The sequence below is a fragment of the Pirellulales bacterium genome, from assembly GCA_019636345.1.
In the GTDB taxonomy this organism is placed as follows: domain Bacteria; phylum Planctomycetota; class Planctomycetia; order Pirellulales; family Lacipirellulaceae.
In genome coordinates this window covers 226,622-252,189 of sequence record JAHBXQ010000003.1, presented here as the reverse complement: position 1 = coordinate 252,189, position 25,568 = coordinate 226,622, and the positions used below count along the sequence as shown (strand labels likewise).

The 25,568-nt window shown below is 65.8% G+C and carries 19 protein-coding genes; 6 read left to right on the top strand and 13 right to left on the bottom strand.

The window, feature by feature from the left end:
• Window positions 1-17: 17 nt before the first annotated feature.
• Together hisS and KF688_08765 are read right to left on the bottom strand one after the other, a co-directional pair.
• Window positions 18-1,373 carry a histidine--tRNA ligase gene (gene hisS, locus KF688_08770; protein MBX3425758.1) on the bottom strand — a complete coding sequence of 452 codons (1,356 nt, stop codon included), beginning with the start codon at window positions 1,371-1,373 and terminating at the stop codon, window positions 18-20.
• Window positions 1,374-1,551: 178 nt separating this feature from the next.
• Window positions 1,552-2,001: a YkgJ family cysteine cluster protein gene (locus tag KF688_08765; protein MBX3425757.1), complete on the bottom strand. Its 450-nt coding sequence runs from the start codon at window positions 1,999-2,001 to the stop codon at window positions 1,552-1,554.
• Between the two features lie 374 nt (window positions 2,002-2,375).
• Here KF688_08765 and KF688_08760 point away from each other — a divergent pair, with 374 nt between their 5' ends.
• Window positions 2,376-3,587 carry a DEAD/DEAH box helicase gene (locus tag KF688_08760; protein MBX3425756.1) on the top strand — a complete coding sequence of 404 codons (1,212 nt, stop codon included), beginning with the start codon at window positions 2,376-2,378 and terminating at the stop codon, window positions 3,585-3,587.
• 13 nt (window positions 3,588-3,600) lie between these two features.
• On the opposite strand, the gene KF688_08755 is transcribed toward KF688_08760, so the two are convergent.
• Complete coding sequence (locus tag KF688_08755; GenBank protein ID MBX3425755.1) at window positions 3,601-4,854, bottom strand: [Fe-S]-binding protein; 1,254 nt, start codon at window positions 4,852-4,854, stop codon at window positions 3,601-3,603.
• A 229-nt stretch (window positions 4,855-5,083) separates the two neighbouring features.
• On the opposite strand from KF688_08755, the gene KF688_08750 reads away from it, so the two are divergent.
• Window positions 5,084-8,719: a hypothetical protein gene (locus KF688_08750; protein MBX3425754.1), complete on the top strand. Its 3,636-nt coding sequence runs from the start codon at window positions 5,084-5,086 to the stop codon at window positions 8,717-8,719.
• A gap of 67 nt (window positions 8,720-8,786) precedes the next feature.
• On the opposite strand, the gene KF688_08745 is transcribed toward KF688_08750, so the two are convergent.
• From KF688_08745 to KF688_08705, 9 genes are all read right to left on the bottom strand, one after another.
• Window positions 8,787-9,836, bottom strand: coding sequence for a hypothetical protein (locus KF688_08745; GenBank protein MBX3425753.1), 1,050 nt, complete (start codon window positions 9,834-9,836; stop codon window positions 8,787-8,789).
• Window positions 9,837-10,047: 211 nt separating this feature from the next.
• Window positions 10,048-11,061 (bottom strand): class I SAM-dependent methyltransferase, encoded by a 1,014-nt coding sequence (locus tag KF688_08740; GenBank protein MBX3425752.1) that lies wholly within the window; start codon window positions 11,059-11,061, stop codon window positions 10,048-10,050.
• 120 nt (window positions 11,062-11,181) lie between these two features.
• Window positions 11,182-13,173, bottom strand: a complete 1,992-nt coding sequence (locus KF688_08735) for a DUF3857 domain-containing protein (protein ID MBX3425751.1) — start codon at window positions 13,171-13,173, stop codon at window positions 11,182-11,184.
• Between the two features lie 119 nt (window positions 13,174-13,292).
• On the bottom strand, window positions 13,293-14,918 hold the full coding sequence (locus KF688_08730; protein MBX3425750.1) for a sigma-70 family RNA polymerase sigma factor: 1,626 nt from the start codon (window positions 14,916-14,918) through the stop codon (window positions 13,293-13,295).
• Between the two features lie 1,049 nt (window positions 14,919-15,967).
• Window positions 15,968-17,260 carry a hypothetical protein gene (locus tag KF688_08725; protein ID MBX3425749.1) on the bottom strand — a complete coding sequence of 431 codons (1,293 nt, stop codon included), beginning with the start codon at window positions 17,258-17,260 and terminating at the stop codon, window positions 15,968-15,970.
• A gap of 710 nt (window positions 17,261-17,970) precedes the next feature.
• On the bottom strand, window positions 17,971-19,752 hold the full coding sequence (locus KF688_08720; protein MBX3425748.1) for an amidohydrolase: 1,782 nt from the start codon (window positions 19,750-19,752) through the stop codon (window positions 17,971-17,973).
• Window positions 19,753-19,763: 11 nt separating this feature from the next.
• Window positions 19,764-20,312, bottom strand: coding sequence for an antibiotic biosynthesis monooxygenase (locus tag KF688_08715; GenBank protein MBX3425747.1), 549 nt, complete (start codon window positions 20,310-20,312; stop codon window positions 19,764-19,766).
• A 17-nt stretch (window positions 20,313-20,329) separates the two neighbouring features.
• Window positions 20,330-21,001: a hydrolase gene (locus KF688_08710; protein MBX3425746.1), complete on the bottom strand. Its 672-nt coding sequence runs from the start codon at window positions 20,999-21,001 to the stop codon at window positions 20,330-20,332.
• Window positions 21,002-21,064: 63 nt separating this feature from the next.
• Window positions 21,065-21,763 carry a pirin family protein gene (locus tag KF688_08705; protein ID MBX3425745.1) on the bottom strand — a complete coding sequence of 233 codons (699 nt, stop codon included), beginning with the start codon at window positions 21,761-21,763 and terminating at the stop codon, window positions 21,065-21,067.
• A gap of 175 nt (window positions 21,764-21,938) precedes the next feature.
• Between KF688_08705 and KF688_08700 the strand changes: the two genes are divergently transcribed.
• Entirely contained in the window at window positions 21,939-22,310 is a 372-nt protein-coding gene (locus KF688_08700) for a helix-turn-helix transcriptional regulator (GenBank protein ID MBX3425744.1), read from the top strand.
• A 146-nt stretch (window positions 22,311-22,456) separates the two neighbouring features.
• The gene (locus tag KF688_08695) at window positions 22,457-23,413 is read left to right on the top strand and encodes a zinc-binding dehydrogenase (protein ID MBX3425743.1); all 957 of its coding nucleotides are present in this window, start codon (window positions 22,457-22,459) and stop codon (window positions 23,411-23,413) included.
• Between the two features lie 495 nt (window positions 23,414-23,908).
• On the opposite strand, the gene KF688_08690 is transcribed toward KF688_08695, so the two are convergent.
• Window positions 23,909-24,688: a class I SAM-dependent methyltransferase gene (locus KF688_08690; GenBank protein MBX3425742.1), complete on the bottom strand. Its 780-nt coding sequence runs from the start codon at window positions 24,686-24,688 to the stop codon at window positions 23,909-23,911.
• 143 nt (window positions 24,689-24,831) lie between these two features.
• Here KF688_08690 and KF688_08685 point away from each other — a divergent pair, with 143 nt between their 5' ends.
• Both KF688_08685 and KF688_08680 read left to right on the top strand, forming a co-directional pair.
• Window positions 24,832-25,005 (top strand): hypothetical protein, encoded by a 174-nt coding sequence (locus KF688_08685; protein ID MBX3425741.1) that lies wholly within the window; start codon window positions 24,832-24,834, stop codon window positions 25,003-25,005.
• A 4-nt stretch (window positions 25,006-25,009) separates the two neighbouring features.
• A complete protein-coding gene (locus tag KF688_08680; GenBank protein MBX3425740.1) occupies window positions 25,010-25,567 on the top strand; it encodes a hypothetical protein in 558 nt (185 codons plus the stop codon).
• Window position 25,568: the final 1 nt, after the last annotated feature.

Sequence of the window (25,568 nt, the reverse complement as noted above, 5' to 3'; positions counted from 1 at the left end):
TTGCGCTTTCTGAGCGCTTACGTCTGCTCGCGGCTGTTCTCACACGCCCGGATCGCCGCGGCGATTTCGCCGGCGTCGCACCTGTTGTAGGCAACCGTTGTGCTCTCGCCCGTGGCAAGCCGCTTCACCTGCGCCTGGTGCACTTCAAATTCGCTGCCGCCGATGATCACGGCGGCGCGGAACCCCAGCTTGTCGGCGTACTGAAGCTGCTTGCCGAGTTTTTTCGCCTCGGGGTAGACCTCGACCCCGATCCCCAAGGCCCGCAACTGCGCGGCGAGCGCGAGGTAGCTGTCGCGTCGCCCGGCATCGAACAGGCAGACCAGCGCATCGGCCGGCGTCGCGACCGCGGGCAACCGGCCCAATTCCTCGAGCGCCGCGAGCAGCCGGTCGAGCCCCAGCGACGCCCCCACGCCGGGCAGTTGTTCCTTGGTGAAGGTCGACGCGAGGTTGTCGTACCGCCCCCCGCTGGCGACGCTGCCGATCCCCGGCAGGTCGTCGAGTTGCGTCTCGACGACGATCCCTGTGTAGTAGTCGAGCCCCCGAGCGATCGACGGGTCGATTCGCACCCGCCCCGACGGGACCCCGGCCGCGGCGGTCGCCGCGAGCAACTCGCGCAGCTCCGCGACGCCGCGCTCCCCTTGCTCGTTGCCGGCGACCAGGGCGTGCAACTCGGCGAGGACCGCGTCGTTGCCGTGCGTCTCGTCCGCTAAGCCGGCAAGCGATAGGAGCGCGGCGTTTTGCGCGGGAGTCGTCTCGGCAGTCCGGCCGAGTTCGGCGGTCACCCCCTCGGCGCCGATCTTGCCGAGCTTGTCGAGAGCCCGCAGCACCGCGGCCGACTTTCCGTCGAGCCCCAGCTTGGCGAGCAGCCCGTTGAGCACGGCCCGATGATTGACGCGAATCGTGAACGCATCGATCTCCAGCGCCGTCAGCAGATCGCTCACGACGAGGACCATTTCGATGTCGGCCGTCAGCGCCGTCGTGCCGACCGTGTCGAAGTCGCACTGCATGAACTCGCGATACCGCCCGGCTTGGGTATTTTCTCCCCGCCAGACCGAGGCGATGTGATACCGCTTGAACGGCAGCCCCAGTTCTTGCGAATGCTGGGCGACGAACCGCGCCAAGGGGACGGTGAGATCGAACCGCAACCCCACGTCTCGCCCGCCGTGGTCCTGAAACCGGTAGAGCTGCTTGTCGGTCTCGTCGGAGCCCTTGCCGGTGAGAATCTCCAGATACTCAAGCGCCGGCGTATCGATCGGACGAAAGCCGTAACTGCGGTAGACCCGCCGCGCAGTCTCGACGATCCGCTCCCGCGGCATCGCCTGCGCGGGAAGGTAATCGCGGAAACCCTTCAAGGTGCGGGGTTGAATCGGCATAATGCAGGATCGATGACGTGCAATGCTGGGTTGCTGCTGTGAGGGAAAGCGATCGCAAATTCGCTCGTCGCTCCCCAGCCGCGAGCACCCTTGCTCGCTGGCGACGCGGGATGTCGCGGCCAGGGATCGCAGCTAGGGATTGTCGACGCTCCTCTGGTCGAGTGCGGCCGCCAGCCCCTCACGCCAACACCGCCAGCGGGTTCGGTTTGCGGCTGCGGATGCTTCGTCCCTTGTCCTTCTGCAGGATCGTCGCCTCTTCGTACTCCCACACCTGCTCGGGGGTTTCCAGGTAGAAGTCGTACGTCCACTCGTCGTCGTACTCGCAGTTGTCGGTCGTGTAGTCGCGGCAGATTTGGGGGCGGGTTTCGTAGATGCCGCAGCGGTGGTCGTCTTGCAGGTGCTTGCAGGTCGTGTGCACGAGCAGGTACCAGTCGTCCTCCTCCTTGAAGACGCTCGCCCGATCGTGCAGCAAGAACCACCGCAGGTACTCGAACTCCTCGAACGACTCCGGCTCGTCGATCGGCAACGCGAAATACCGACAGCACTTGGCCGTGCAATGTTCGCACAGGTTCCCCCCGGGGGGCAGGTCTTCGCGGCGAATCTTGGTCGTGCCGAACGGGATGGCCATGAACGCGGGCTCCGGCGGGAAAACACGGACAAAACGGTCCGCGTAGCTTATCAGCCGACCGCTCGATTGGGGAGCCTTCGACCCGCCGCCCCTTCAGGAAGTCGACCAGGTCGCATCGGGCCGCTGCGGCCGAGAGATCTCGCGCCTTGGCGCGGGATTCCCGCACCCCGCTCCGAGCGTTGACCTTGCGGCTCTCCGCGTGCTAAGGTGTTGCACTGAAATAAGTAAGCAAACTCTCGGCCTATCGCCCCCGCGCTGCGGCGCTCTCCTGTCACGAAAGTCGTCCGACGTTGACCCCTGATCCTGCCGCCGCGCCCGCGGCCTCTCAACACGCTTCCACCGCCAAATTCACCGAACTCGGGTTGTCGGACGTCATGCTCGCCGCGCTGAAGAGCGTGGCGTACGAGACTCCCAGCCCAGTCCAAGCGGGCATCATCCCAGTTGCGCTCACCGGCCGCGACGTGCTGGGGCAGGCCCGCACCGGCACCGGCAAGACCGCCGCGTTCGCGATCCCGATCCTGGAGAAGCTCAACGAGCCGGTCCGCGGCCATCAGCCCCGGGCGCTTGTGCTCGCCCCCACCCGCGAACTGGCCGTCCAGGTCCGCGACGAGATCCAACGACTCGCCCACGGGCGCAAGCTGCGGGCCGTGGCCGTCTACGGCGGCAAGCCGCTGCGTGCGCAGATCGACCGACTGCAAAAGGGCGCCGATATCGTCATCGGCACGCCGGGCCGCGTGCTCGATCATCTGGCCCGCGGAACGCTGGTTCTCGATCAGCTCGAGTTCGTCGTGCTCGACGAGGCGGACCGGATGCTCGACATCGGCTTCCGTCCCGACATCGAAAAAATCCTGCGCCGCTGTCCGGCCAAGCGGCAGACGCTGCTGTTGTCGGCCACCGTCGCCCCGCCGGTCGAGCGACTCGCCCGCCGGTACATGATCGATCCCGAGGTGCTCGACTTCTCCCCCAAGGGGAAGACGGTCGACACGATCGAGCAGCGGTACTTCTCGGTCGACGACTCGCGGAAGTTCGACCTGCTGATGGCCCTGCTCGAGCGCGAGCAGCCCGCCCAGGCGATCATCTTCGCCCGCACCAAGCGCGGGGTCGACAAGCTCCACCGGAAGATCTCGCACAAGATCCCCGAGGTGACTTGCATCCACGGCGACATGGCCCAAAACATCCGCGACCGGGTCATGAAGCAGTTTCGCGCCGGCGAGGCGAAGCTGCTGGTGGCGACCGACGTCGTGGGGCGCGGGATCGACGTGTCGGGGATCTCGCACATCATCAACTTCGACATGCCGCAGTCGTCGGACGACTACGTCCACCGCGTCGGGCGCACTGGTCGCATGGGACGCGAAGGGATCGCCTTCACGTTCGTCACCCCCGAGCAGGGGATCGAACTGACGCGGATCGAGATGCTGATCGACAAACTGCTGATGCGGGACGAGATCGACGGGTTCCAGGTCGTCGCGACTGCCGCTCCGCCGCAGGAAGTCCCCGCCGACGACGCGCCCCCCGCCGAGCCGCAGCCCCCGAAGCCGGCTCCCCCCGGCCAACGCCCCCGCCGACGCCATCGCCGCGGGTTGTAGCTCCTTGCCGTTCTCACGCCAGCGCGCCGGCTTGGTCGAACGGCCAGGGGCGGGGCGGGCCGAGGATTTCGAGCCGGGGGTTCCCCCGAACCTCGCTCTCCAGCGCAACCGAGCACTCGAACTCCGTCAATTCCAGCGTGCTGGCGATGCGGACGATCCGCATCGCCGCGGGGTCGACGTCGTACAGCGATTCGACCGCCGCGGCGATCGCCGCTTCGTCCGTCGGCCGCACCGGGGGAAGCTTGCAGCCGCCGATGTGGTTGCTGGTCACCGCGTTGATGAAGGTGTACTCGTGGTTCACGGCAGACGCAAGGCGCTCGGTGACGAAGTCGCAAATTCCCAGCCCCAGGGCGTTGCCGCGCGTTTCCTCGGTGAGCGCCCGGGCGACGATGCGGGCGATCGCCGGCCGCTCGCCGGCGACTGCGTGATTGTCGTTGAACTTGCGCCCCACGACGTTCGTGTCGAGTCCCGTGCCGCTGATGTTCTTGCCCATCCGATCGACGACCAATACGTCGAGCGCGTCGAACGGCAACCGAGCCATCAACGCGATCGCTTGTTCCAACAGCGGCGGTTCGTCGGCGAGAATTCGCTCGGCGGGCACGGCGACGACGCGGGCGACCTCTTCGTAGGCGTTCTCGAGAATCGCCAGTCCGCCCCGAAGCGGAATCTTGGGAAGCAGCGCCGGCAGAGCGCCGCGGACGATCGCCTCGAACGCCAGGCGGCGCGACGCGGCGTGGATCGACTTGGCGCCCTCGTGTTTGCCCAGCCCCAACAGCAGCATCTTCGCCATGCCGCTGCCGTAGGGACCAGTGAAGGTCGTGTGGGGCTTCACGCGATTGACCATCAGCACGTGGTCGGCCGCCAGCGCCGCGGCCGAGAAGTGAAGCGGCGTCCCCTCGGGGAGAGTCGCCAGCACCGGGGCCTCCATCGCGGCGTCGAGCGGACAACCGACCGACTCGGGCGAGATCCCCAGCGTGGCGAGCATCGCCGTCTGGCCCTCCGGGGCGCCGCCGCCGTGGCTCCCCATCGCCGGCACGATCAGCGGCTCGACGCCCAGCGCTCGAAGCTCGCCGACGACGGTGCGCACGATCGGGGTCAAATCAGCGATCCCCCGGCTGCCGACCGCGATCGCCGCCCGCTGGCCGGCCTGCACGTTGCACGGCGACAGCAGAGTGCGCAGCTGCTCGCGAACCGTGGCGACGACGTCGTCGACCCGCGGCCGGTCGAAATGCTGTCGCACGCGAAACATCGGAGGCAGCGCGGTCATATCGCTTCAAGCGCCAAGAACTGGAAGTGACAGCAAGTCGAATCCGAACGACGGCGTGCGGAGGGCGAGCGTTCAAACTCCCCGCCGGCGGCCCTCTGGCCATGCTAGCATCGGGCCGCCGATCGGACATCGCTCTAGGAGAGCCGCTGGCGTCTGCCTAGAATCCGCGCGGTTGCGCCCGTCGCGGCGCCAAGCCCGAATCGTTCATCTTACCACCGCGAGGCTCGCTTTGGCACGCCGCCGCACCCGCCGGGTTCGGGACGAGGACAAGTACGCCGACGACACGCCGTCGCCGCGCAAGCGCCGCGCCCCGCCGCGCCGGTGGGGTCGTCGACTCGTGTTGCTGTCGATTCTGGTCGGCGGCTTGCTCGCCGCCGCGCCGACGTTGCTCTCCCGTTCCGCGGTCGTCCGTCAGTTCGTCCTCGCTCGGGCGCTCCCCCGCGAGGCGGGCCGACTGACTTGCGACTCGGCCGAGTTCGGTTGGCTCAGCGACCAACGGCTTGCCGGGGTGAAAGTGATCGACGCCAACGGCGAACCGCTGGCCGAAATCGCGATGGTCGCGAGCGATCGATCGCTGTTGTCGCTGGCGACGAATCGTTCGCAACTAGGAACCGTGCGGATCGAGCAGCCGGTGCTCCACGTGCAAACCCGCCCCGGGGGGAGCAACATCGAGGACTTCGTCGCCGCGCTGGCGACGCCGACCGACTCGAACCCCGGAGGCGATTCCCCCTCGGCCGACCAATCTCCGCGAATCGCGATCGAGGTCGTCGACGGCGTCGTGCAAGGGTACGACACGGCGACCGGTCGACGGTGGCAGCTCGCTCAGTTCCAACTCGCCGCGGGGCGATCGGGCGACGCCGAGGCATGGCAAGGCTCGGGGAGCGCGCTGTTGTCGGCCGAGAGTCCGGCGGTGGCCCCGGGCGCGCTGGTTCCGTCGCGAGGCGAAGTGAAATTTCGCGTCCAACAAGCGGGCGACGGAGTCGTGCAAATCGAGCTGCTGGCCAATCGGGCGCCGCTCGCGCCGCTGGAAGGCTGGCTGACGCGGTGGGCGCCGGGTTGCCGGCTGTCGGGGGAGACCTCGGCCGACGCCCGGTTTGCGATTCGCCCCGCGCCCCCTGGGCCGGCGGTCGTCGGCCCGGCGTCGCTGCCGCCGCAAAGCTCCGAGATCCGCGCCGCGGGGAAGCTCGACCTGGTCGACTGCTGGTTCACGAGCGACGCGCTTGGCGGCGACACCCTGCACACGGCCGCCGCGGCGCTGGAGTTCGACCTGGCCGCGGCGAACAGCCGCGTGGCGATCACGAAATTGGCCGGCAAAGGGGATTGGTTCGAGCTGTCGGCCGACGGGCAGGCGAATCTCGGGGCGCTCGCCGCGGCGGGAACGCAGGCGCTCCCCGACGCCGACGCTCGGGCGCGGGCCCAGTTCGACGTCGCCCGATTGGCCGCGATGCTCCCCAGAACGCTCGGGCTGCGCGACGGGGTGCGCATCGACGCCGGCGTGGCTGCAATCGAGGCTGCCAGCGTCCTGGAACACGATGCCCGCAAGTGGACCCTCGTGGCCGCCATGCAGGACCTGGCCGGCAGCGACGGCAAGCGCGAGATCCGTTGGAACCAACCGATTCGGGTCGAGGCGTCGCTGGTCGATTCGTCCCAAGGGCCGACGCTCGAGAAGGCGCTCGTCCAATCGAACTTCGCCGCCGCGACGCTGGTGACCGCCCCCGCAGGATTCGACGGCAAGGCGACCTTCGACCTGGCCCAACTGGCGATCGACCTGGGGCAGTTCGTCGACCTGTCGCAATGGCAACTAGCCGGGACGGGACGCGGGCAGTTCATCATCCGCGACCTGGGCGATGGGGAGTTTGAGACCAAGTTCGACGCCGACCTGGCCGGGGTGCGCGTCGGCCGCGACGGCAAGCTGCTGTACGCCGACCCCGAGGTCAAGCTCGCCGGCGAAGCGACCGGCAAACGCCAAGGGATGCAACTCGTGCGACTCGCCTCGGCGACGGCCACGCTCCGCGGCCCCAGCGAAACGCTGGAGGCGAAACTGCTCGCCCCCGCCGAGTGGACCGACCCCGCCGGCCCGCAGTGGCACGTGCAGGCGGCCGGCAACGGGCCGCTGGCCGCGTGGGTCGGGCGACTGCGACCCTGGACGTCGCTCCCCGGCGAATTCGCGGGGCAGGCGACGATCGGCGGCGAGATGCGCCTCGGCCCGCCGGGAATCGCCGTCAACCGGCTCAAATTCACCGTCAACAATCTGCAGGGGCGCATCGGCGACACGACAATCGCCGAACCGCGGCTGGAAGCCTCCGGCGAAATCGCATGGGACCGCGCCACTGGCGCCATCGCCGCGCCGAAACTGCTGCTCGCCAGCAGCACCTTGGCCGTGCAAATGCAGAACCTCGCCCTTCGCTGGGACGAGGCCGCCTCGACCAGCCTGACCGGCACGGCCGCGTTCCGCGCAGATCTCGAACGGCTGGCGACGTGGCTGGGGCTCGCCTCGGGCCCCGGGGCCGTCTGGCCCAAAGGCGAGGCGGTCGGCCAGATCCAACTCGCCAGCAACGCCGCGGCGACCACCGCCGAGTTGACGATCACGGCCGAGCCGCTCGAACTGCTCCGCGCCGGCGACGCTGCGCCGGGGCGAACCGCGGGGACGACCTCCCTGTGGCAGGAGCCGCAACTGCGCGTCGCCGTCGCGGCCGCGTACGACCGGGCCGCCGATCGGCTGCAACTCGCCAATCTGCAGGTCGAGGGGAGGACCGTACAACTGGCCGGCACGGCGGCGATCGACCGGCTGCGAACCACGGGCGCCCTGAGCGGCGACGTGAACGTCACGTACGACGCGAACCAACTTGCCCGGCTGCTGACGGCGTACGTCGGGCCGGGGATGCGAATCGACGGCGCCAACCAGGCGCGACTGCAATTGGCCGGCTCGCTGGCTGGCCCCGTCGCGGCGGCCGACTCGGCCGGACCGCCGACGCAACTGGCCAGCACGGTCGCGACCCCCTGGGCGCGCCGGTGGCAGGCGAAGGTCGAGACCGGCTGGTCCGCGGCCAACTTCTACGGCCTGCCGCTCAGCGCGGCGCAGATCACCGGCACGCTCGCCGACGGGCAGGTGCTGGTGAGCCCGATCGACGTGGCCGTCGGGCAGGGACGGCTCACGCTCTCGCCGCGGCTGGCCCTCGACCCGCCGCCAAAGGTGCTCACGTTCGCCCCGGGGCCGATCGCCGCGCGCGTCGCCGTGTCGGCCGAGGTGAGCGACGCGATGCTCAAGTATTTCGTCCCCATGGTGGCCGACGCGGTCCGCTCGGCGGGGACATTCTCGATGGACTCGCAGGGGATCCTCGTCCCCGTCGACAACCCGCGGATGACCGACGCAACGGGCCGGCTGGTCATCCACCAGCTTGATATCGGCCCGGGCCCCATGCTGGCCGACGTCGTGCGAATCGTCAGCCAACTGGAAGCCGTCTCACGCGGCCAGACTCCCCCGACCGGCGCCCCCGACAAACTGCTGTCAATGAAGGAGCAAACGATCGAGTACCGCGTCGTCGAGGGACGCGTCTATCACCGCGGGCTCGAGTTTTTCATCGACGACGTGCCGGTCCGCTCGTACGGATCGGTGGGCTTCGACGAAACGCTCTCGATCCGCCTCCAAGTGCCGGTGCAGCAAAAGTGGCTGGGGCGCGAACGGGCGCTCCAGAATCTCGCGGGGCAAATCATCGAGATTCCGATCGAGGGGACCTTCTCGCGACCCCGCGTCGAGGATCGCGCCGTCGCCAACCTGACGCGCCAACTGCTGCAGGGCGCCGCAAGCCAAGCGATCGGCGACGAGCTCAATCGGGCGCTCGACAAGCTCTTCCGCAAAAATTGAGCCTTGCCGGACGTCAGACCGGATCGCAGGGCGGGTTCGGCGGTTCCCAAAGCAGCCTCGCCGCCTGTCACCGCGGCAACGTCAGCACGTCGACGTAGCCGTATTGCCCTCCGGCGGAGCGGGCCAGTTCGGTGAGGAAATTCTCGCGGCCGCGACTCGGGCCCGTGCCGAACTCGATGCACGCGATCGTCGTCCCGGTACGGGACGCGCGCTGGACGGCCTCGGCGACGTCGGCCGCGGGCATCGTGTCGTCAGCGTCGGTCAGAAAAAACACGACGTCGGGCGCCAGGCCCAGCGCCTCGCGCAGGCCGCCCAGCCGATCGGTGCCGCCGCTGGCCGTGGTCGCCTGCACGAACTTGGCGGCCAATTCCTTGTTGCGGTCGGTGGCGAAGGCGATCCGCCCCGCCCCGTCGGAACCCGACCACGCATGGACGCGGTGATTGAAGAAGATGACGTGAAACTGGTGGACGCTCTCCAGCGCAGCGAAGCTGCCGACAAGCTGCATCTGAGCCGCGGCAAGCGGGGCCCCGGCCATGCTCGTCGAGCGATCGAACAGGTAAACGAACTTCGTCCCGGTCCCCTCGACCCCAAACACCCGCACCGTGGTGCGACCGCCGATCTGCCCGACGCGAAAGCTGGTGCGCGGGGCGCCACGCCTCGCCCCGGCGGCCGCCGCCCCGGGCCGCGCGGCGACGTCGTCCGGCGCCAGCTCCTCCAAACCCAACACGCTCGGCCGGGCGAGTTCCGTCGCCTGAGCTTCGCCAGCCGGCTCGACGACCGCCGGAATGCCGGTCTCGTCGGTCTCCGCCGAGGCGGTCTCCGGCGGCGGCTCGATCGGGGGGAGTTCGACGGCTTCGGCTTGTCGTGCAGGCGCGGCTGAATCGACGATCGGCGCCGGCTCCGCCTCGGCGTCGAGCACGGCCGGCACGTCCTCGACGAGGGCCAGTTCGAGCACGATCCCCGCCGGCTGCAAAGGCGGCAGCGCTCCTCCCCGCAGCACCGCGGCGACGCCGCACGACGCGGCGACGATCAACCCCGCGGCATGCACCGCCGCCGAGAAAAGCCACGCCGGCCACAGCAGCTCGCGATCATCGGCGGCAAGGGAGGAGCGACGCATGGACCCAACCGAAAACAACGGCGAACAGGACTCCCCTCATTCTACAACAGGCCTCCCCGTCGACCGGATGCGAGTTTTCGACCGCCGCGATTCGGGCGACCGCGAAAGCCGAAAATCCCGCGGGGATGCCGGCATTGCCCCCCACGACACGCCGAGCACAGTGCGTCAGGAATTCCGACGTCGTGCCGTCGCGTTTCCAGAATCTCTCGACTCACGCCGGCTTCTCAAGCACCCAGCGGGTGAGCATTCCCATGTTGTCGTTGAAGTACCGCCACGACGTGGGGAAGAAAGTGAGATAGCGGTTGTACGTCGGCACGTCGACCAGCTCGAGGGCCCGCTCGCGATTGGCCACGAGGTTGTCGTACCATGCCCGGAGGGTCAGTCGGTAGTCGTGGATCGAGCGATGCGTGATGCGAAACCCGGCGTCTTCCCACGCCCGAGCGTGGAATCGGTACGACGAGCCCATCGACCCGGGAAAATAGATCTGCGAGCAGGCCGCAGGCGCCATCATGTCGTCGTTCACCCGGCAGAAGAAGTGTTTGACGAGCTTTCCCCCCGGCTTGATCGCGGCGTACAGCTTGGCCAACAGCGGCGGAATCTCGCGCTGCCGGACATGCTCCCACGCGCCGATCGAGTAGATGCAATCGAAGCGTTCGCGGGGATACTCGCAGGTGACGAAGTTGTCGTACTCGACGCGGAACTGGTTGTGCTGCTGGTTGTAGGCGACCTGCTCGCGCGACAGCGTGAGCCCGTACAGGTTCTCCTTGTCGCCGGTCGCTTCGTAGATCCGCCGCAACATGGCGCCCCAGCCGCAGCCGAGTTCCAAGATCCGCTGCCCCGGTTGCGGATTGATCAGGTTGAGAATGAAGTCGGCCTTGTGCTGCTGCGCCTCTTCGATCGTTTCGTCGGGCCGATGAAAATCGGCGCACGTGTAAAACATGTATCGCTTGTCGAGGAACAGTTCGTAGAACTCGTTCGAGACGTCGTAATGGGCGTGGATCCCCAAGGCGTGATCCTGCCGCATTTTCGCCGCCAGCAGGAGCGGCCGCAGCGGCTTGATCGGCCAGTGAAGCCGAAACCAATCGATCGCCGCGGGGGCGTCGCGCGTGACTGCGTCCCAGGCGTAATCGCCCTCCAGCGGCTGCGGCGTGCGAATGAGGTATTTCAGCCAGGCGTACGAAATGCCGTAGACCAGCGTTTCCAAAAAGAACAACGGAACGCGCATCGCGATCGATCCCCCCGACTTTCCCTGGCCCCGACTCGGCCGTAAACGGTCGTTCAGCAGCGATGATTATGGGGGTGCGCGACCCGTCAGGGCAACCGGCGAATCGGCGCCGCGACGGGGTCATGTCTCGGAAACTCGCTTCATGACGATCGGGTTCGTATCCGACCAATAGGCCAGTTGCCAGAAACGGCGGAACTCGTTGAACCGCTCCGCGGGGACGTGAGCACCCCGGCCGGCGAGCCGCAACCGCCGGCGACAGCGGATCGTGTTCCCCTCGGCCTTGAGGAGGCAGTCGTAGCGGGCCCAGTCGCACGCGTGGGCCGCCGGTTCAGGGGCCGCGAGCGGCTCAGTCCCCGGCGGCAGTTCGATCGTGAACTGTTCGTCGGTCTGGTAGAACGCCGGCACGACCAGCGGCTGCCGCCGCGTCGGCGAAGCGAACGGCCCGTTCATGTCGATCGCCCCGTACCACGGCGGCTGCACGAGGATCGCGTCCTGCACCCGCCGTGCGATCCGCTCGGCCCGCATCTGGCACGACACCGATAGCGGTCCGTCCAAATCGTCGGGCGCCGTGTAGCACAGTTGGTCGGCCTCGAACCCAGGGTGCTCGTTCCCCAACCACGAGCGAAGGGCCCGCTCGCAGTGCTCGGCGGTGCGGTCGATCAACGCCTGCCGCAGCCGCGCGGCGGATTCGCCGTTGTACTCGGCGTGCAACTGGCCGACGAAGTCTCCCTGTTCGTCGATCCGCCCTTGCCACCGGCGGATCGTGTCGAATCGCTCCTTGTCAGGAAACGCGACGCGATCGAACGCAAAGGTCTCGCCGTCGAGGATCATCGCCGCGACCCCCGTGTCTCCCTCGGGCAATTGGCCGAACGTGAACAACCCGCTGGCCGGGTCGAGCCAGTGGACGACCCCCTCGACCGTCGCGCGGACGATCGCGTGGTTGAATCGGGCCGAGGGGAGAAACGGGGTCCGTCCTTCGTCGGCGGTGAGCAGCACGGCAATCTCGGCCTGCATCCCCATCTGCCGCAAGAGCTGCACCAGCAACGACGACTTGTCCTTGCAGTCGCCGCGCAGGTCCTCGAACACCTGGCTGGCAGCGCGGGTGTTGCGCGCCTGATGCTCTGCGGGAGGGCGCCCGTAGCGGACGCTTCGCGCCGCGTAGGCATATGCGCTGCGGGCCTGGGCGAGCGGCGTCGGCTTGTCCGCCGTCAGCTCCTGCGCCAATCGCTCCGTCTCGCCCGTCGGCTTCGATCCTGCGGGACGGACCAACTCCTGGCGCAATTGCCGGGCGAATCGGCCCCACTCGGCCGCCGTGCTCACGTCGATCCACGGCAAAAAATCGCGCGGCGGGGGGTTCCAGTTGTCGTACTCCGTCCCTTCGGCGTCGCTCAACTCCCACGCGGCGATCGAGTACTCCTTGTCGCGCCGCAGCGCGGGCTGCACGTCGCTGTGGTGCACGCGGTAGTGGAGCTCGTACGGCGCAGCAACCGCCGCGGTGTATCGCCGGCGGAGGCAGGGGGCCCGGGTCTGCAGAAAGAACTGGTTGACCAACAGCGGACCCGCACGATCGGCGACGAACTCGTCGTACTGCTCCTCGAACTCGACGACCACCCCCGGCCGCAGCGGGTGGAAGTTGAACTGCAGCGATCGGCCGGCGCGACTGCCGCGCGCCCCGGCGTACGCGAACTGCTGCACGGTCGGCTTGATCATCCGCGGCTTCCCCTCGACCGGGTAGAGCTGAGCGGTCAGCACGCGGTGCACTTCCTTGCGCGAGTCGTAGGTGCGGACGATCTCGTCCCAATCGGCGAGATTCTCGGCGCCGAACAGCCACGCGACAATGTGCCGCAGCCACGTCACGGTGCCGTCGCGGTGGAGAATCGACGCGACGTCCTCGATCAGCAGCAACTCGCCCCAGTGCGCGGCCACGGCCGGATCAAGCCCAGCAAGCGTCGGGTCGAACGTCAGCCGCGGCGCGAACCGCCGCGCCGGTCGGGGCCGATTCAGAAGAGTGCGCCACAAGCGCCGCGCCGGCTTGGTCGGCCGCGGCACGTCGTCGATCCGCACCGGCGCACTTGGGAAGTCGAGCGGCGCAACGGGGGCAAGAGTCGACATGACAGCAGCGACCGACGCAAAGGAAACAACGGCGAACCCGCAAAAAGCCAGGGGCCCGGCGATCTCGCGATCGTCGGGCCCCTGATGATAATCTCACGTCGCCGAAAACAGAGCCGCCGTTAGTCCAAAAACCCGGAGAGTTCCTGGCTGCGGCTCGGCTGCTGCAGTTTGCGGACGGCCTTGGCTTCGATCTGCCGGATGCGTTCGCGGGTCACCTTGAAAATGTGACCCACTTCTTCCAGCGTGTAGCTGTAGCCGTCGCCCAGCCCGTAGCGGAGCTTGATGATTTCGCGTTCGCGGTAACTGAGCGTCTTGAGGACCTTGGTGATCCGCGAGCGGAGCATCTCCTGCGCGGCGCCGATCGCCGGGCTCTCGGCCCCCGCGTCGGGCAGCAAGTCGCCGAAGTGGCTGTCCTCGCTGTTGCCCACGGGGCGGTCGAGGCTGATCGGGTAGCGGCTCATCGCCAGCACCCGTCGGGCCTCGTCGACCGAGCAGTTGGCCGCTTTGGCGGTCTCCTCGATCGTCGGTTCGCGCCCCAGCTTCTGCAGCAGCGAGCGCGACACGTTGCGCACGCGACTCATCGTCTCGACCATGTGCACGGGAATGCGAATCGTGCGGCTTTGGTCGGCCACGGCGCGGGTGATCGCCTGGCGAATCCACCACGTGGCGTAAGTGCAAAACTTGAAGCCGCGGCGATACTCGAACTTGTCGACGGCCCGCATCAGGCCGGCGTTGCCTTCCTGAATCAGGTCGAGGAACGACAAGCCGCGGTTGCGGTACTTCTTGGCGATCGACACCACGAGCCGAAGGTTCCCCTCGCTGAGTCCCCGTTTGGCCTGCTGGTACTTGGTGTAAATCTGCTTGAGCTCGGCCACCCGACGACGCAGGCTGGAGGGGGTCTCCTGGGTGAGCCGCAGGATGTTGCGATACTCGATCACCAACGGCTTGCGCTCAGCCGCGGGACGGCGCTCCTTGAGCGACTTGGCGAACTGCGCCTGCAACTCGTCGACCCGCTGGCTGAACTCTTCGAGCGTGCCGATCATCGCCTCGATCCGCTGGGTGCGCAAACCGAGTTCCTCGACCAACATCACCGCGCGGCGACGACGCTTGCCGAGCCGCTCCCAGGCGGCCTTGCGAGCCGCGGGCTTTTGGTTCTTGCTGGTGGCGATGCGGTAGTCGTCGGCGTTGCGATCGAGCAGGAGCTCGAGCGTCGCCAGATTGTGGGGCAACCGGCCGAGGATCTGCTCCTTCTCCAGCCGGTCGGTCACCGAGACCTGCACGGTGCGGTCGAACGGCAACTCGCCTCGGTGGACGCGACCCAGGACCTTGTAGGCGGCGCGGATCACGTAATCACAGGCCAGCAACCGGCGCCGAAACGCGGCCCGAGTCGTTTCGATCCGCCGGGCAAGGTTGATTTCCTGCTGGCGCGTGAGCAGCGGGATCTCGCCCATTTGGGTGAGATACATGCGCACGGGATCGTCGGACCACGACTCGCCGTCGGGCAGTTCGCTCTCCAAATCGAGGGCCGCGGGATCGTCGGCTTCCGCTTTGTCGTCGCCGAGATCGAGATCGAGACTCTCGTCGTCGCCCGAATCGTCGTCGAGACTCTTGTCGTCAAGGTCCAACTCGACCGCGGGCGAATCATCCTCGAGATCGTGATCCAAAAGTGCGTCGTACAAGTTCCACGCTCCTGTGTCGTTATGCTCGTCTGCCGGGGCGGCGAGGGTCGCGCGGCGCCGCGTCATGGGCGACGGTCAGCTTACTCGGGGGAATCATCGGCGATCGCTGGAGCGATTCGTCGCAGGATCAAACGGGGCAACCGGCCTGCGTCGTCTGAGCGGGTCCGGGCGTTGATCGGGGGACAAGCGCCGTCGATGAGTCGCTAGGGGGAGTCGAGTCAGCCTTCGCAGAACCTCGCTGGGCAGAATTGACGCGACGCCCCTTGTGCGGGCGTCGGGGTCAAAGACAACTAATTCTAACACTACTCGTTCGGGTTTCTCGGGCACGCGCGCATTTGTCAAAAGATTACGCCTGCGGCGCCGGTGACGCGCCGCGATACATCTTCCGCAATACGAACGCACGCCGAACACGCGACCGTGCTCTTCTTGAAACGGCGACGCCCGCGGCGCCCCGCTTAGCTCCTTTTCGCTCGGCTCCGCCGACGCGGCTTGATCGCCCGCGCGCAGTGCACGAGCCCTGCCCTCGCGTCCAAGTCGCCTTGATCGGACGCGCCTCTCGCGCTCAACGAGAACGGCGGCGACGACGACAGGCGACGGTCAAAATTTGCGGGGCGGGGTCGATCCGCGCTGAACCACGATGTTGATCGCGAGGTTCACCGCGTATCGATGGAGTGCAGCCTGCGATTCGCTGCCCCGAATCTCAGCCCGATCGTTCGTAGAATGCTTGCCAGTATTGGCGAGGGTCGCCGGCGTTCAGAAATCTTGCGCTCCGCCGACCGCCCCCCAAGCGAGAGGGAGAGTCGTCGCGACGCAAGATACGAGGCCGGCCGGACCGCGCGTGCCTTGTACGACTCAGAGGATCGGGGGCTGGGAGGGGGGAGTGATCAAGCACCATAATTATAATCGCACGGGCGGACCCGTCTAGGAAAAATCGGTCCAACCCGCCCAACCGGACTGCAATTGTGGGCCAACGCCCCCCCGCGCGCCCCAAGCTTTTCCCCCACGTTTGCGTTTAGTCGGACAAGGACATTCGCATTCAAGGCCATCGAGCCCGGCTCGCCCCCCCTCGATCTGGCTACCGGCGCCGGGCGCCCCTCGCCCCGGGCGGGTCTCGCCTACCGCAGGAGGTCCGCCTGTTCCGACTCGCTGGCGTCGGTCCAGCCGCCGGAAAATCGGCTCGCCGTGGCCAGGCGGGCCACTGCGAGCGTTTCCTTGTCCACAACGACCAACAACCGCTTCGTCAGCCCGTCGGCCCGGGCGACGTAGATCGTCTCGGTCTCGGCGAGACGCCACTTGTTCCAGCGGTCGAGCCCGCGGTGCTCGCCGAAAATCCATGCCAATCGCGGGTCGTCCTTCCGCGCCGGGGCCAGTTCGCGGCAGGCTTGGCAGAGCCCCTCCGCCAACGCGGTCCGGCTCACCCGCTGCCGACACTGCGAGCATTCGGCGAATTCGCTGCGCAGGGCCGGTCGGCCGGTCACCGGGCACGTCTGCGTGAACTCAGGCAGCACCATCCGACCGGTCACGCTGCACGCGACCAGATCCTGCCTCAGGACGCGGCGTCCCGACTGCTGGCACACGGCGATCTGCTCAGCCGCCTCGATCTCCCCCGCGTCGGTCGCCGCGAGGTGGAACGTGCTGGCGCCGGAGCGGCGGGCCGTCCACGGTTTCGGCTCCAGCAGTTTCGCCCAGCCGGAGAAGTCGAGCCATTCGCTCGCGTCGCCAATCTCGAACTGCAGCCGTCCCTCGGCATGCCGGACCCAGACGACGGTCACCGCCAGCGGGTCGACGACTTGGGCCGCGGGATCGCGTGCGGTCGACTGCTTGGCCGCGATTCGGCGACCGGCGCCGACGAGCGACCGGAGGGCCGCCTCGTCGATCCGCGGGGGGAGCTTGCCGGCCGTGACCAATTCCCCGAGCCCCAGTTTGGCGACCAGTTCTTCGCCGACGCTCGACCCGTCGGGGGCGACGAACACGTGCCGCAGGCTCGAATCGGCCGCCGTCCCGGGGAAGGTGAGTCGCAGAAACGGGTGGTCGGTCAACTGGCAGCCGGCGAGGTGGAACTGGCCCCCGTCGACCGTGTAGGCGGCGAACAGCTTGGTGGACACTTCGCCGACCCCCATCGGCTGGTCGCCGGGACGAGCGTGGCAGGCGCCCTCGGGGCCCCCCAACCTGTCGATCAGCCACCGGCCCAGTTCGCTCTCCAGGGTCAGCGGGCCGGCGATTTCCTCGCGTCCCCCCAGCCCCGGGCGGTCCGCTTCCGGGACGCCGACGGCGACTTGGCCGGCCGCTTCGGAAATCACGGGCAATTCCAGCTCGGCGATCGCCCAGCGGAGAAACGACTCGGGCGATTCCCGGTGGACCGACTCGGGAACGATCGCGACGGGCGACGGCGAGGACGAGGTGCTCAAGCGCTGACCCGCAATCAGGATGGCGAGCGTTGAAACCGTGCGGTCGGCAACGGAGTTGCTGGGAACCGGGCCGCAGACAACCGGGCCGTGGGAAGCCCGCCGTCAGATTTCCCATTCTGCCCAAATTGGCCGACCTTGCGAAGGGCAATTCCCCCCCACGGCCGTGCGGCCGGGCCGAGGAGTCTGCGCGAGGGAACCAAGACGGCACGACGAACACGACGAGGGACCCGGCGGGGGAAGTCCCGGGAGATTCGCTCGGCGACGTCGCTCGATTCCTGCATGGGACCGCCGGCGCCCGCGAATCCGGCGCATGCTCGCGAATCCCTGGTGACGGCATCAACCGACCGTCTGCCTCGAGCCAAAGTCGTCGGGCTTCGACCCTTCCGTTGCCGCGACCGTAGCGGCGTTGTCGTCCGGCGCGAGCCCGTCGAACTGACCAAGGACGCGCCCACATGGTGCACTCCGGGGTGGGGAGGTCGGGGCGTCGGTGGTCGGGGCGCTGGCGTCGTCAATGTGATACCGCAGCTGCCGAGGTCTCGCTCACCGCCGCCAGTTTGGGCGCACCAGTCGGAACAGCGGTTCGTCCAACTTCAGTGATTTCACGCGCAGTCCTGTGCGCGCGAGCGCTGAGCCCTTTCTCCACCCGCCTGGTTGGTCCAGGGCGCCCAACCAAAGTCGCAGCACCAGGGAGGCTCGCAGTTTCCACGTTCTCAGTCCACACACCTGCAACCTGCGTCCCAGACTCGTCCATCGGCGCTCATTATTGGCGCGTGCTCGTGCATAGGTGGAGCGAATGCTTTGTTGTCGTATCCTCCAAATCGCCCGACGGGAGACCACTCCGGGCTGACGGGCGGAAGTTCTGGCGCAAGCGCCGCGAACTCAGCGGATCCATGGACGATTCGTCCTCCGACGACGGTCAGCACGCTTTCGAGGCCGCGAATGTCATCCTCTTCCACTCGAAAATAGTCGTCGCTCATAACGGCCAGATCGGCATATCGTCCCACTGCCAAGATGCCCTTCTGATTCTCCTCCCGGCTGAACCAAGCGCTGCCGTGCGTATAGAGCCGGAGCGCTTCTTCTCGACTCAACCGATCTGCTTCGTCATGGAGCGTCAAGCCACCGACGGTCTTTGACGTCACCATCCACCAGATGCAGGTCCACGGATGGTAGCTCGCGACCCGCGTGCCGTCGGTTCCTGCCCCGACTGGCAGCCCCATCTTGAGCATTTGTCGAAGCGGCGGCCGGCGCTTCGCTGAGTCGACGCCATAGCGGCGGATGTAATACTCGCCCTGGTAGGCCATGCGGTGCTGAATGGCGATGCCTCCGCCCAGCGCTTGGATTCGCTCCAGATTCTTGTTGGAGATCGTTTCTGCGTGATCGATGAACCAATGAAGTTTGTCGATGGGGGCGTGCCGATGAACCCGCTCAAAGATTTCGAGAAACCGCCCGATGGACTCGTCGTAAGTGGCATGGATGCGCCACGGCCAGCGATTCTCCGCCAAGCTTGTGACGATGGGCTCAAGCTCGGATTCCATGACGGGCCGAAGGCCGGGACGCGGCTGCAAGAAGTTTTCAAAGTCGGCCGCGCTCCAGACTAGATTCTCGCCAGCGCCATTTACGCGCAACAAACTGCTACCCTCACCCGGCTTGGTCATTCCCAGCCAACGCGCGTAATCCGCTGCTTCCTCGCCCGGCTTCTGCGCGAACAAGCTATAGGCAATGCGCACCGTAAGATGCCCCGCCTCATCGAGTTGCTTAACCACCGCGTAATCATCCGGGTAGTTCTGACCGCCGCCCCCCGCATCCGCCACGCTGGTCACGCCAAATCGATTCAATTCGCGGAGGTAGTGACGCGTCGAGTTGAGCTGATCCTCCGACGACAATTTGGGCGCATTGGCAATCGTCGAATAGAGAATCAGAGCGCTAGGCTCCGCAATCAGAAGGCCTGTCGGATTTCCCCGACTATCGCGGGCAATAAGTCCGCCCGGCGGATTGGGAGTCGATTTGTCGAAGCCCAAGGTCGCTAGCGCAGCTCGGTTCAGCATCGCTGAGTCGTAGAGGTGCAGCACGAAGACAGGCGTATGCGGCGCCGCCTCGTTGATTTCATCCAAAGTGGGCATGCGCCCTTCCTTGAATTGAAACTCGTTCCAACCCCCAATGACGCGAACCCATTGCGGCGGCGGCGTGTTGGCGGCTTGTTCGCGAAGTTGGGCCAGCGCTTGGGCGACGCTCGGCACGCCGTCCCAGCGAAGCTCCAGGTTGTAGAACAGTCCCGCCCGTATGACATGAAGGTGCGAATCATTGAGCCCGGGAATTACTCGCCTGGCTTGCAGATTGACTTTCCTCGTCGCCGTCCCGACCAGCCGCAAGATTTCATCATCGCTGCCGATGGCCGTGATCACGCCATCTCGCACCGCGAGTGCTTCCACTTCTGGTTTGGACGCATCAAGCGTCGTGATCTTTCCTCCATGGAAGATGACTTCGGGTTCCATTGTGAATCCTCCTAAACAGCCTTCGCCGGAGGCCGGAGCCATCGGCTGAAGAGTTTGGTTAACAGAGGCATCGCCAGCCACGCGAGCGTCACGACGACAAAGACGTTGACGACAGCCATGACTGCAATCGGATGAAGCCCATCGAGAAGGCCGGGAATCGTTCGCGACCAAAGCCACACCGTCGGGAACACGCCGAGCCACGTGACGACCGCCATTTTCCAACGCGGCGGCGGCGACTGCACGCCCGCATCCCTGAAGAACGCTTCGAGTCCATGGAGCTGGCGAACAACCGGAACGCCTTCCACCATGTGCGCGACGCGCTCTTCCCATTCCGCGTACATAGGCGACGCGTAAAAATCGCGGCTGCCCGCTTCGTTTTCAAACGAACGCATGATTCCGTATTCGTTCGAACTGCTACCCGGCACTGGCCCCAGAAGGTGAACGCCAGTGACTCCAGGAGCATGCAGCGACAGCATGGCGAATTCACGAAGCGCCGCCTCAAACTCCGCTTCGCGTCCAGGCTTGATGCGGCGCGTAATAGCAACGTGGTATCGGCTCATGCGTAGCGTCCTCTTCGCTACTTGAGCGTCTTCCGCGCGGCTGGCGCCTTATGAACCATGGTGTAGGCGTACTCAATGCCCATACCGTACGCGCCGCCATGTTCGCGGAACAATGTCATCAGGTCGTTGTAGTGCTCGCGGTGAGCCCAATCGCGTTGGAACTCAAGCACCGTTCCGACCGTCGTCATCCGAACGGCGCCCGCCTGCGTCATCCGCGACAGCGCCGCGTCATGGGCCGCCGGCGACGTGCCGGCGCAGGCATCCTCGACGACATAAACGTTGTAGCCCTCGGCGAGCATATTGAGCGTGGGCCACGCGATGCAGACTTCGGTCCAAAGTCCGGAGAATATGATATTCTTTTTGCCGGTCTTTTTGATCGCTTCGCGAAATGCGGGCGTGTCCCAAGAGTTCATGCCGGTGCGCTCGATCGGCTGCTGCTCAGGAAACACGTCGAGTAACTGAGGCCACATGGGCCCGCTAAATGATTCAGTTTCGACCGTCGTCAGGATTGTCGGCACGCCGAAGAGTTTGGCGCCCTTGCCGAGCAGCAGCACGTTATTCACGAGCAGCTGTCGGTCGATGCCGCTTGCGACGCCAAAGGACATTTGCGGCTGGTGATCGACGAAGACCAGAGCGCAATTGTCTGCCGTCAGCAGGCCAGCGTCGGTATTCGGTAATATGCTTGCCATAGGTATTTTCTCCAAAAGCGATGCGTCAAAACCTTCACTTCACGACCGCTACCCGACCTTGGCTTAGGCCAGGTCGAAGAGCATGATCTCCGCAGGCGCTTCCGCAGTGATTCGGAGCGCTCGCTCGTCACTCACGGCGGCGCCATCGCTCGTAGTTAGCGCTTCGCCGTTCGCCGTCACTTGACCGCGCAATACTTGCAACCATGCATACCGCCCTGCGGCGATCGGATGCTCCAGCGACTGGCCTGCTTCGAGCTGCGACAGAAAGATGCGTGCGTCTTGATGAATCATCAGAGCCCCGTCGGCTCCGTCGGGCGCGGCGACGAGGCAGAGCCGATTGAGACGCTCCTCCACAGGAAAGCCCTTCTGCTCGTAGCTTGGCGGGAGGCCTTTCTTCTCGGGAAAGAGCCAAATCTGGTAGAAGTGAAGCAAGTCCTTGGCAGACGGGTTGAACTCGCTATGCGTGATGCCTGTTCCCGCCGTATTCCGTTGAAACTCTCCAGGACTCAACACCTCGCCGTTGCCCATCGAATCGCGGTGTTCCAGCGCGCCTTCCAGCACGTAAGAAACGATCTCCATGTCGCGATGGGGATGAGTCCCGAATCCCTCGCCGGGACTGACGCAGTCTTCATTCATCACACGGAGTGGACGAAACCCCATGAACTTCGGGTCATGGTATTCACCGAAGGAGAATGTGTGATAGGTGTTCAACCAGCCGTGGTCGTAGTGTCCGCGTTCATTCGACCTCCTGAGTTGAAGCATTCCCCATCCCTCACGACACGCGCGCAAGCCAAAGAAGCTTCAGAGCGCGGGCAGTTTCCCCTTGATAGTTCGCTCGTGACGCAGTACCTATTCGATACTGAGTGTCAAAAAGATACGGCGGTCGGCGACTGGAAGCAAGAAGGCACCAAATGGGTACCTGAAAAAGGAAGAAGCGATGAAAGACGAGCTCACCACGCGAAGTTGCTGTCCTGCCGAGCAGGCGACGGTCGTCTTTGGCGGCAAATGGCGCGTCGGAATTGTGCATCACTTGCAAGAAGGCGCCAAGCGCTTCAATCAATTGCGAGAATGCATGCCGGGCATTATTCAAAAGATGCTCACCCAACAACTGCGACATTTGCAGAGGTACGGCATCATCCAGCGGAACCAGTTGCAGCGGATACCTCCCCACGTTGAGTATTCGCTAACGCCCCTGGGAAAGAAGATGTTCCCACTTCTGGCGGACATCACGAGGTGGGCCGAACTCCACATGCCTGCCATCCATGCAGCAGCGGCGAAGTTTGATGCGGCCAAGCGGCGAGAGTCGTGAATTGTCGCGGCGACGCTGTTTCAGCGCACACATGTGGCCGTAGCAGCAGTCGTGTGATCAGTTCCCCGAAAGCGCCCTGCAACTCCTGCGACGTCTTAGTGGCGGAAAGGTCTATCCGAACCAAACCCAAGTCGAACGGAACGGCCATGAAAGCAGTCCTACTGGAAGCGTTCGGTGGCGCGGATCAACTGCAATACCAGACAGTAGACTCCCCAACGACCCTCCCACCGCTGCATGTGCTGGTTCGCGTTCATGCCTCGGGCGTGAATCCACTGGATATCCAGTCGCGTCGCGGCGATTACGCCCACAGCGTTGGACTACCGTTGATCTTGGGCAGCGAGGCGTCGGGTGTGGTCGAAGCTGTGGGTGAGGGCGCCGGCAATATTGGTGCGGGAGACGAGGTGTTCTACATGACCCCGCTGCTGGCCGGCGCCGGAACCTACGCGGAGCAGCATGTCGTTCCGGCAGCGGTCGTGGTGAGAAAGCCAAACACGCTGACGCACGTCGAGGCCGCAGCGTTGCCACTCGCTGCGGGGACGGCATGGCAGTGCTTGTTTGAGCGGGGACGAATTTCGCCAGGCAACTCGGTCCTCATCCATGCGGGAGCGGGAGGGGTCGGATCACTCGCTATTCAGATGGCGACAATCAGCGGCGCGAGGGTTTTGACCACGTGCAGGCCTCCAAACGAGTCGTTAGTCCGAGAGCTCGGAGCAAGTCACGCCATCGACTATAAGACGACCGACTTTGTGGCTGAAACTCTGTCGTTAACTGATGGCCGTGGCGTGGACGTGGTGATCGACACGGTCGGAGGGGTAACGTTCAAGAGGAGCATCGAATGTCTTGCGTCCGGGGGGCGATTAGTCAGCATCGTCGACCACGATCAACCCCACAACCTGCTCAACGCCTATAGCAAGAATGCGGCTCTCCACTTCGTCTTCACATCCCCGGACGCCGCACGATTAGCGACCATTGCAACGCTGGTCGAGCGAGGTCAGCTCCGTCCTGTCATCAGCGCGGAATTGCCCCTCCAAGCGGCAGCCGAAGCACATCGACGCATTGAGAGCGGCGGTGTGCGAGGCAAAATCGTATTGCGTGTGGATTAAGAACGGGCTGTGAGGAGAGCGGTGAAACTGCCTGCTGCGATCTCGAAGTGCGCTAGTGCGCCGCGGTTGCATCGACTTCGATGAGAGGCAGGACTCGATTGCTGCAGCGGTCGTTTTCACCGACCGCTCTCTGGCGTGGGCAAAAACGTAGTCATTTGGTAGCGCTCGGCGGCATTTTGAGGTTTGCGTTCGTGGCCCAGGACGAACCGTCCTGGTGCAGTTGACTTGTGCGCCCGAACCAACGACGCCCGTGCGTGTTCGTCGCCCTGACAGGCGTCGTTGGCGAGTGTCCGCTTTTCGCGTATCCGCCCGGCGAGTGAGCGTCCTCTGCGATAGTCTTCTTCGCGGGGCTGCGGCATGCTGAACGCCCGGGACATCGACGAGGGCTGGATCGCGAAGAAACATTCGGATTCTTTCACGCTGATTCGCGCGATTCGCGGGCTCCTCCGGTACGCACAGCACGCCATCTGATCGCCTCGCGGCGAGACTTGTTCTTCACCTCCGCCTGAGCACGTACACCACGTCTTCGGTCGCCGCAGTGACGACGACTTCGTAGCTCAGGTCGTAGCCGAAGTCGTGGATCGCGACGATCTCGAACTCGGGAACCTCCGCCAGCAGGTCGCGCATCTGCGGGGCGGTGTAGGTGCGGAAGGCGGTTTCGTCGACGATCCGCAGTTGTCGGGTCGGGGTGTACACGTCGAAGCTCATGCCGACCCGCTCCTGACGTTTGCGGCGGTTGTGCTCGACGACCCACACCCGCGACAGCACGGCCAAGTTGCCGCGACGGGCGGCCCAGCTTTCTTCCTCCATCGGCGGGACGGCCGTGGGGGTCAGGTGGAGCCCCAACACGTAGAGCCCCCCCCGGGCGATGCACGAGGCCATGCAGCGCAAATGGCCCACGGCCTGCGCGTGGGTCTGCAAATGGCGAAAGCTGTTGATCGTGTTGAACGCCGCGTCGACCTTGCGCCGCAGCTTGAAGTCGCTCATGTCGCCCACGAAGGCCGAGGGGGGCAGGCCGTGCTTGACGAGCCGCTCGTTGCAGAACGCGATCGCCTTGGGGTTGAGGTCGAGCCCCGCCGCGTCGTAGCCGACCTTGGCGAACCGATACAACAGCCGCCCCGTGCCGCAAGCCGGCTCGAACAGCCGCTCGACGACCCGGTCGGTATAGCGCTCGAAGCACCCCTCCAGAAAATCGAACTCCGCCTTCCAGTCCGATCCGTACACGAGATCGTAATACTTGGGGAAGTCGTACAACGGCGCGGCGACGGTTTCCACAGGCGCAAACGGGGCTGACGGAGACGGACAAAACGAAGCAAGCGGGCGACTCAGGTCTACGCTAAAATACGCCCATATCGCTTCCAGAACCACCCGCCTCGCCAAACGATCCCGTCGCCGCCCACGACGCGCTCGACCCGCAGATGGTCGCCGTGCTGCGTGCGAAATCGCCGGCCGAGAAAATTGCCATGATCGCCGCAGCCCGGCGGACGGCTCTCGCGCTGGCCGCCGCGGAAGAACGCGTGCGGCAACCTGCCTGGTCGGCCGAGCAAATCCGCGCTGCCGCGATCCGGAGGGTCAGCGGCGGAACAGGATGACCTCTTGCGATTCGTCGCGACGACTTGGGAGCACTTGCGAGCTCGCTACGCGCTGGTCGGCTCGTTCGCCAGCGGCATTTGGGGCGAACCGCGGTTCACGCCGGACATCGACGTCGTCGTTGAGATCGATTCCCGGCACGTCGACCTCCTGTGCGCCGCGTTCCCCCCCGACAACTTCGACGTGAACCGCGCCGCTGCGGCAGAAGCGGTCGCACTCTTGCGTCCGTTCCACGTGATCCATCCGAAGTCGGGCAATAAGATCGACTTTATCGTCCAGGGCGCCGCGGCATGGCAGCGCGGACAGATCGAGCGCTCCGTGCGAGTCCCCTTGAGCGAGGACGGCTCGATTCAAGTCGCCTCTCCAGCCGACGTGATTATCGGCAAGTTGGCGTACTGTCACGAAAGGGGATCGGACAAGCATCCTCGCGACATCGCCGGCATCCTGCGCGTCAACGGCGCAATGGTTGATTGTTCGCTCGTCGACGCAGCAGCCGATGAGCTCGCCGAGGAGCTCGAAGTCGCCGACGTTTGGCGTCGCCTTCGTCACGCGGCTCGGTCCTAGC

Coding starts and splice junctions, on each gene's coding strand:
- KF688_08740 (MBX3425752.1), bottom strand. CDS start 11,061: ATGCGCGTTCCGTTGTTCTTTTTGGAAACGCTGGTCTACGGCATTTCG.
- hisS (MBX3425758.1), bottom strand. CDS start 1,373: ATGCCGATTCAACCCCGCACCTTGAAGGGTTTCCGCGATTACCTTCCC.
- KF688_08735 (MBX3425751.1), bottom strand. CDS start 13,173: ATGTCGACTCTTGCCCCCGTTGCGCCGCTCGACTTCCCAAGTGCGCCG.
- KF688_08760 (MBX3425756.1), top strand. CDS start 2,376: ATGCTCGCCGCGCTGAAGAGCGTGGCGTACGAGACTCCCAGCCCAGTC.
- KF688_08700 (MBX3425744.1), top strand. CDS start 21,939: ATGAAAGACGAGCTCACCACGCGAAGTTGCTGTCCTGCCGAGCAGGCG.
- KF688_08765 (MBX3425757.1), bottom strand. CDS start 2,001: ATGGCCATCCCGTTCGGCACGACCAAGATTCGCCGCGAAGACCTGCCC.
- KF688_08710 (MBX3425746.1), bottom strand. CDS start 21,001: ATGGCAAGCATATTACCGAATACCGACGCTGGCCTGCTGACGGCAGAC.
- KF688_08730 (MBX3425750.1), bottom strand. CDS start 14,918: ATGACGCGGCGCCGCGCGACCCTCGCCGCCCCGGCAGACGAGCATAAC.
- KF688_08705 (MBX3425745.1), bottom strand. CDS start 21,763: ATGCTTCAACTCAGGAGGTCGAATGAACGCGGACACTACGACCACGGC.
- KF688_08685 (MBX3425741.1), top strand. CDS start 24,832: ATGGTCGCCGTGCTGCGTGCGAAATCGCCGGCCGAGAAAATTGCCATG.
- KF688_08695 (MBX3425743.1), top strand. CDS start 22,457: ATGAAAGCAGTCCTACTGGAAGCGTTCGGTGGCGCGGATCAACTGCAA.
- KF688_08745 (MBX3425753.1), bottom strand. CDS start 9,836: ATGCGTCGCTCCTCCCTTGCCGCCGATGATCGCGAGCTGCTGTGGCCG.
- KF688_08755 (MBX3425755.1), bottom strand. CDS start 4,854: ATGACCGCGCTGCCTCCGATGTTTCGCGTGCGACAGCATTTCGACCGG.
- KF688_08715 (MBX3425747.1), bottom strand. CDS start 20,312: ATGAGCCGATACCACGTTGCTATTACGCGCCGCATCAAGCCTGGACGC.
- KF688_08720 (MBX3425748.1), bottom strand. CDS start 19,752: ATGGAACCCGAAGTCATCTTCCATGGAGGAAAGATCACGACGCTTGAT.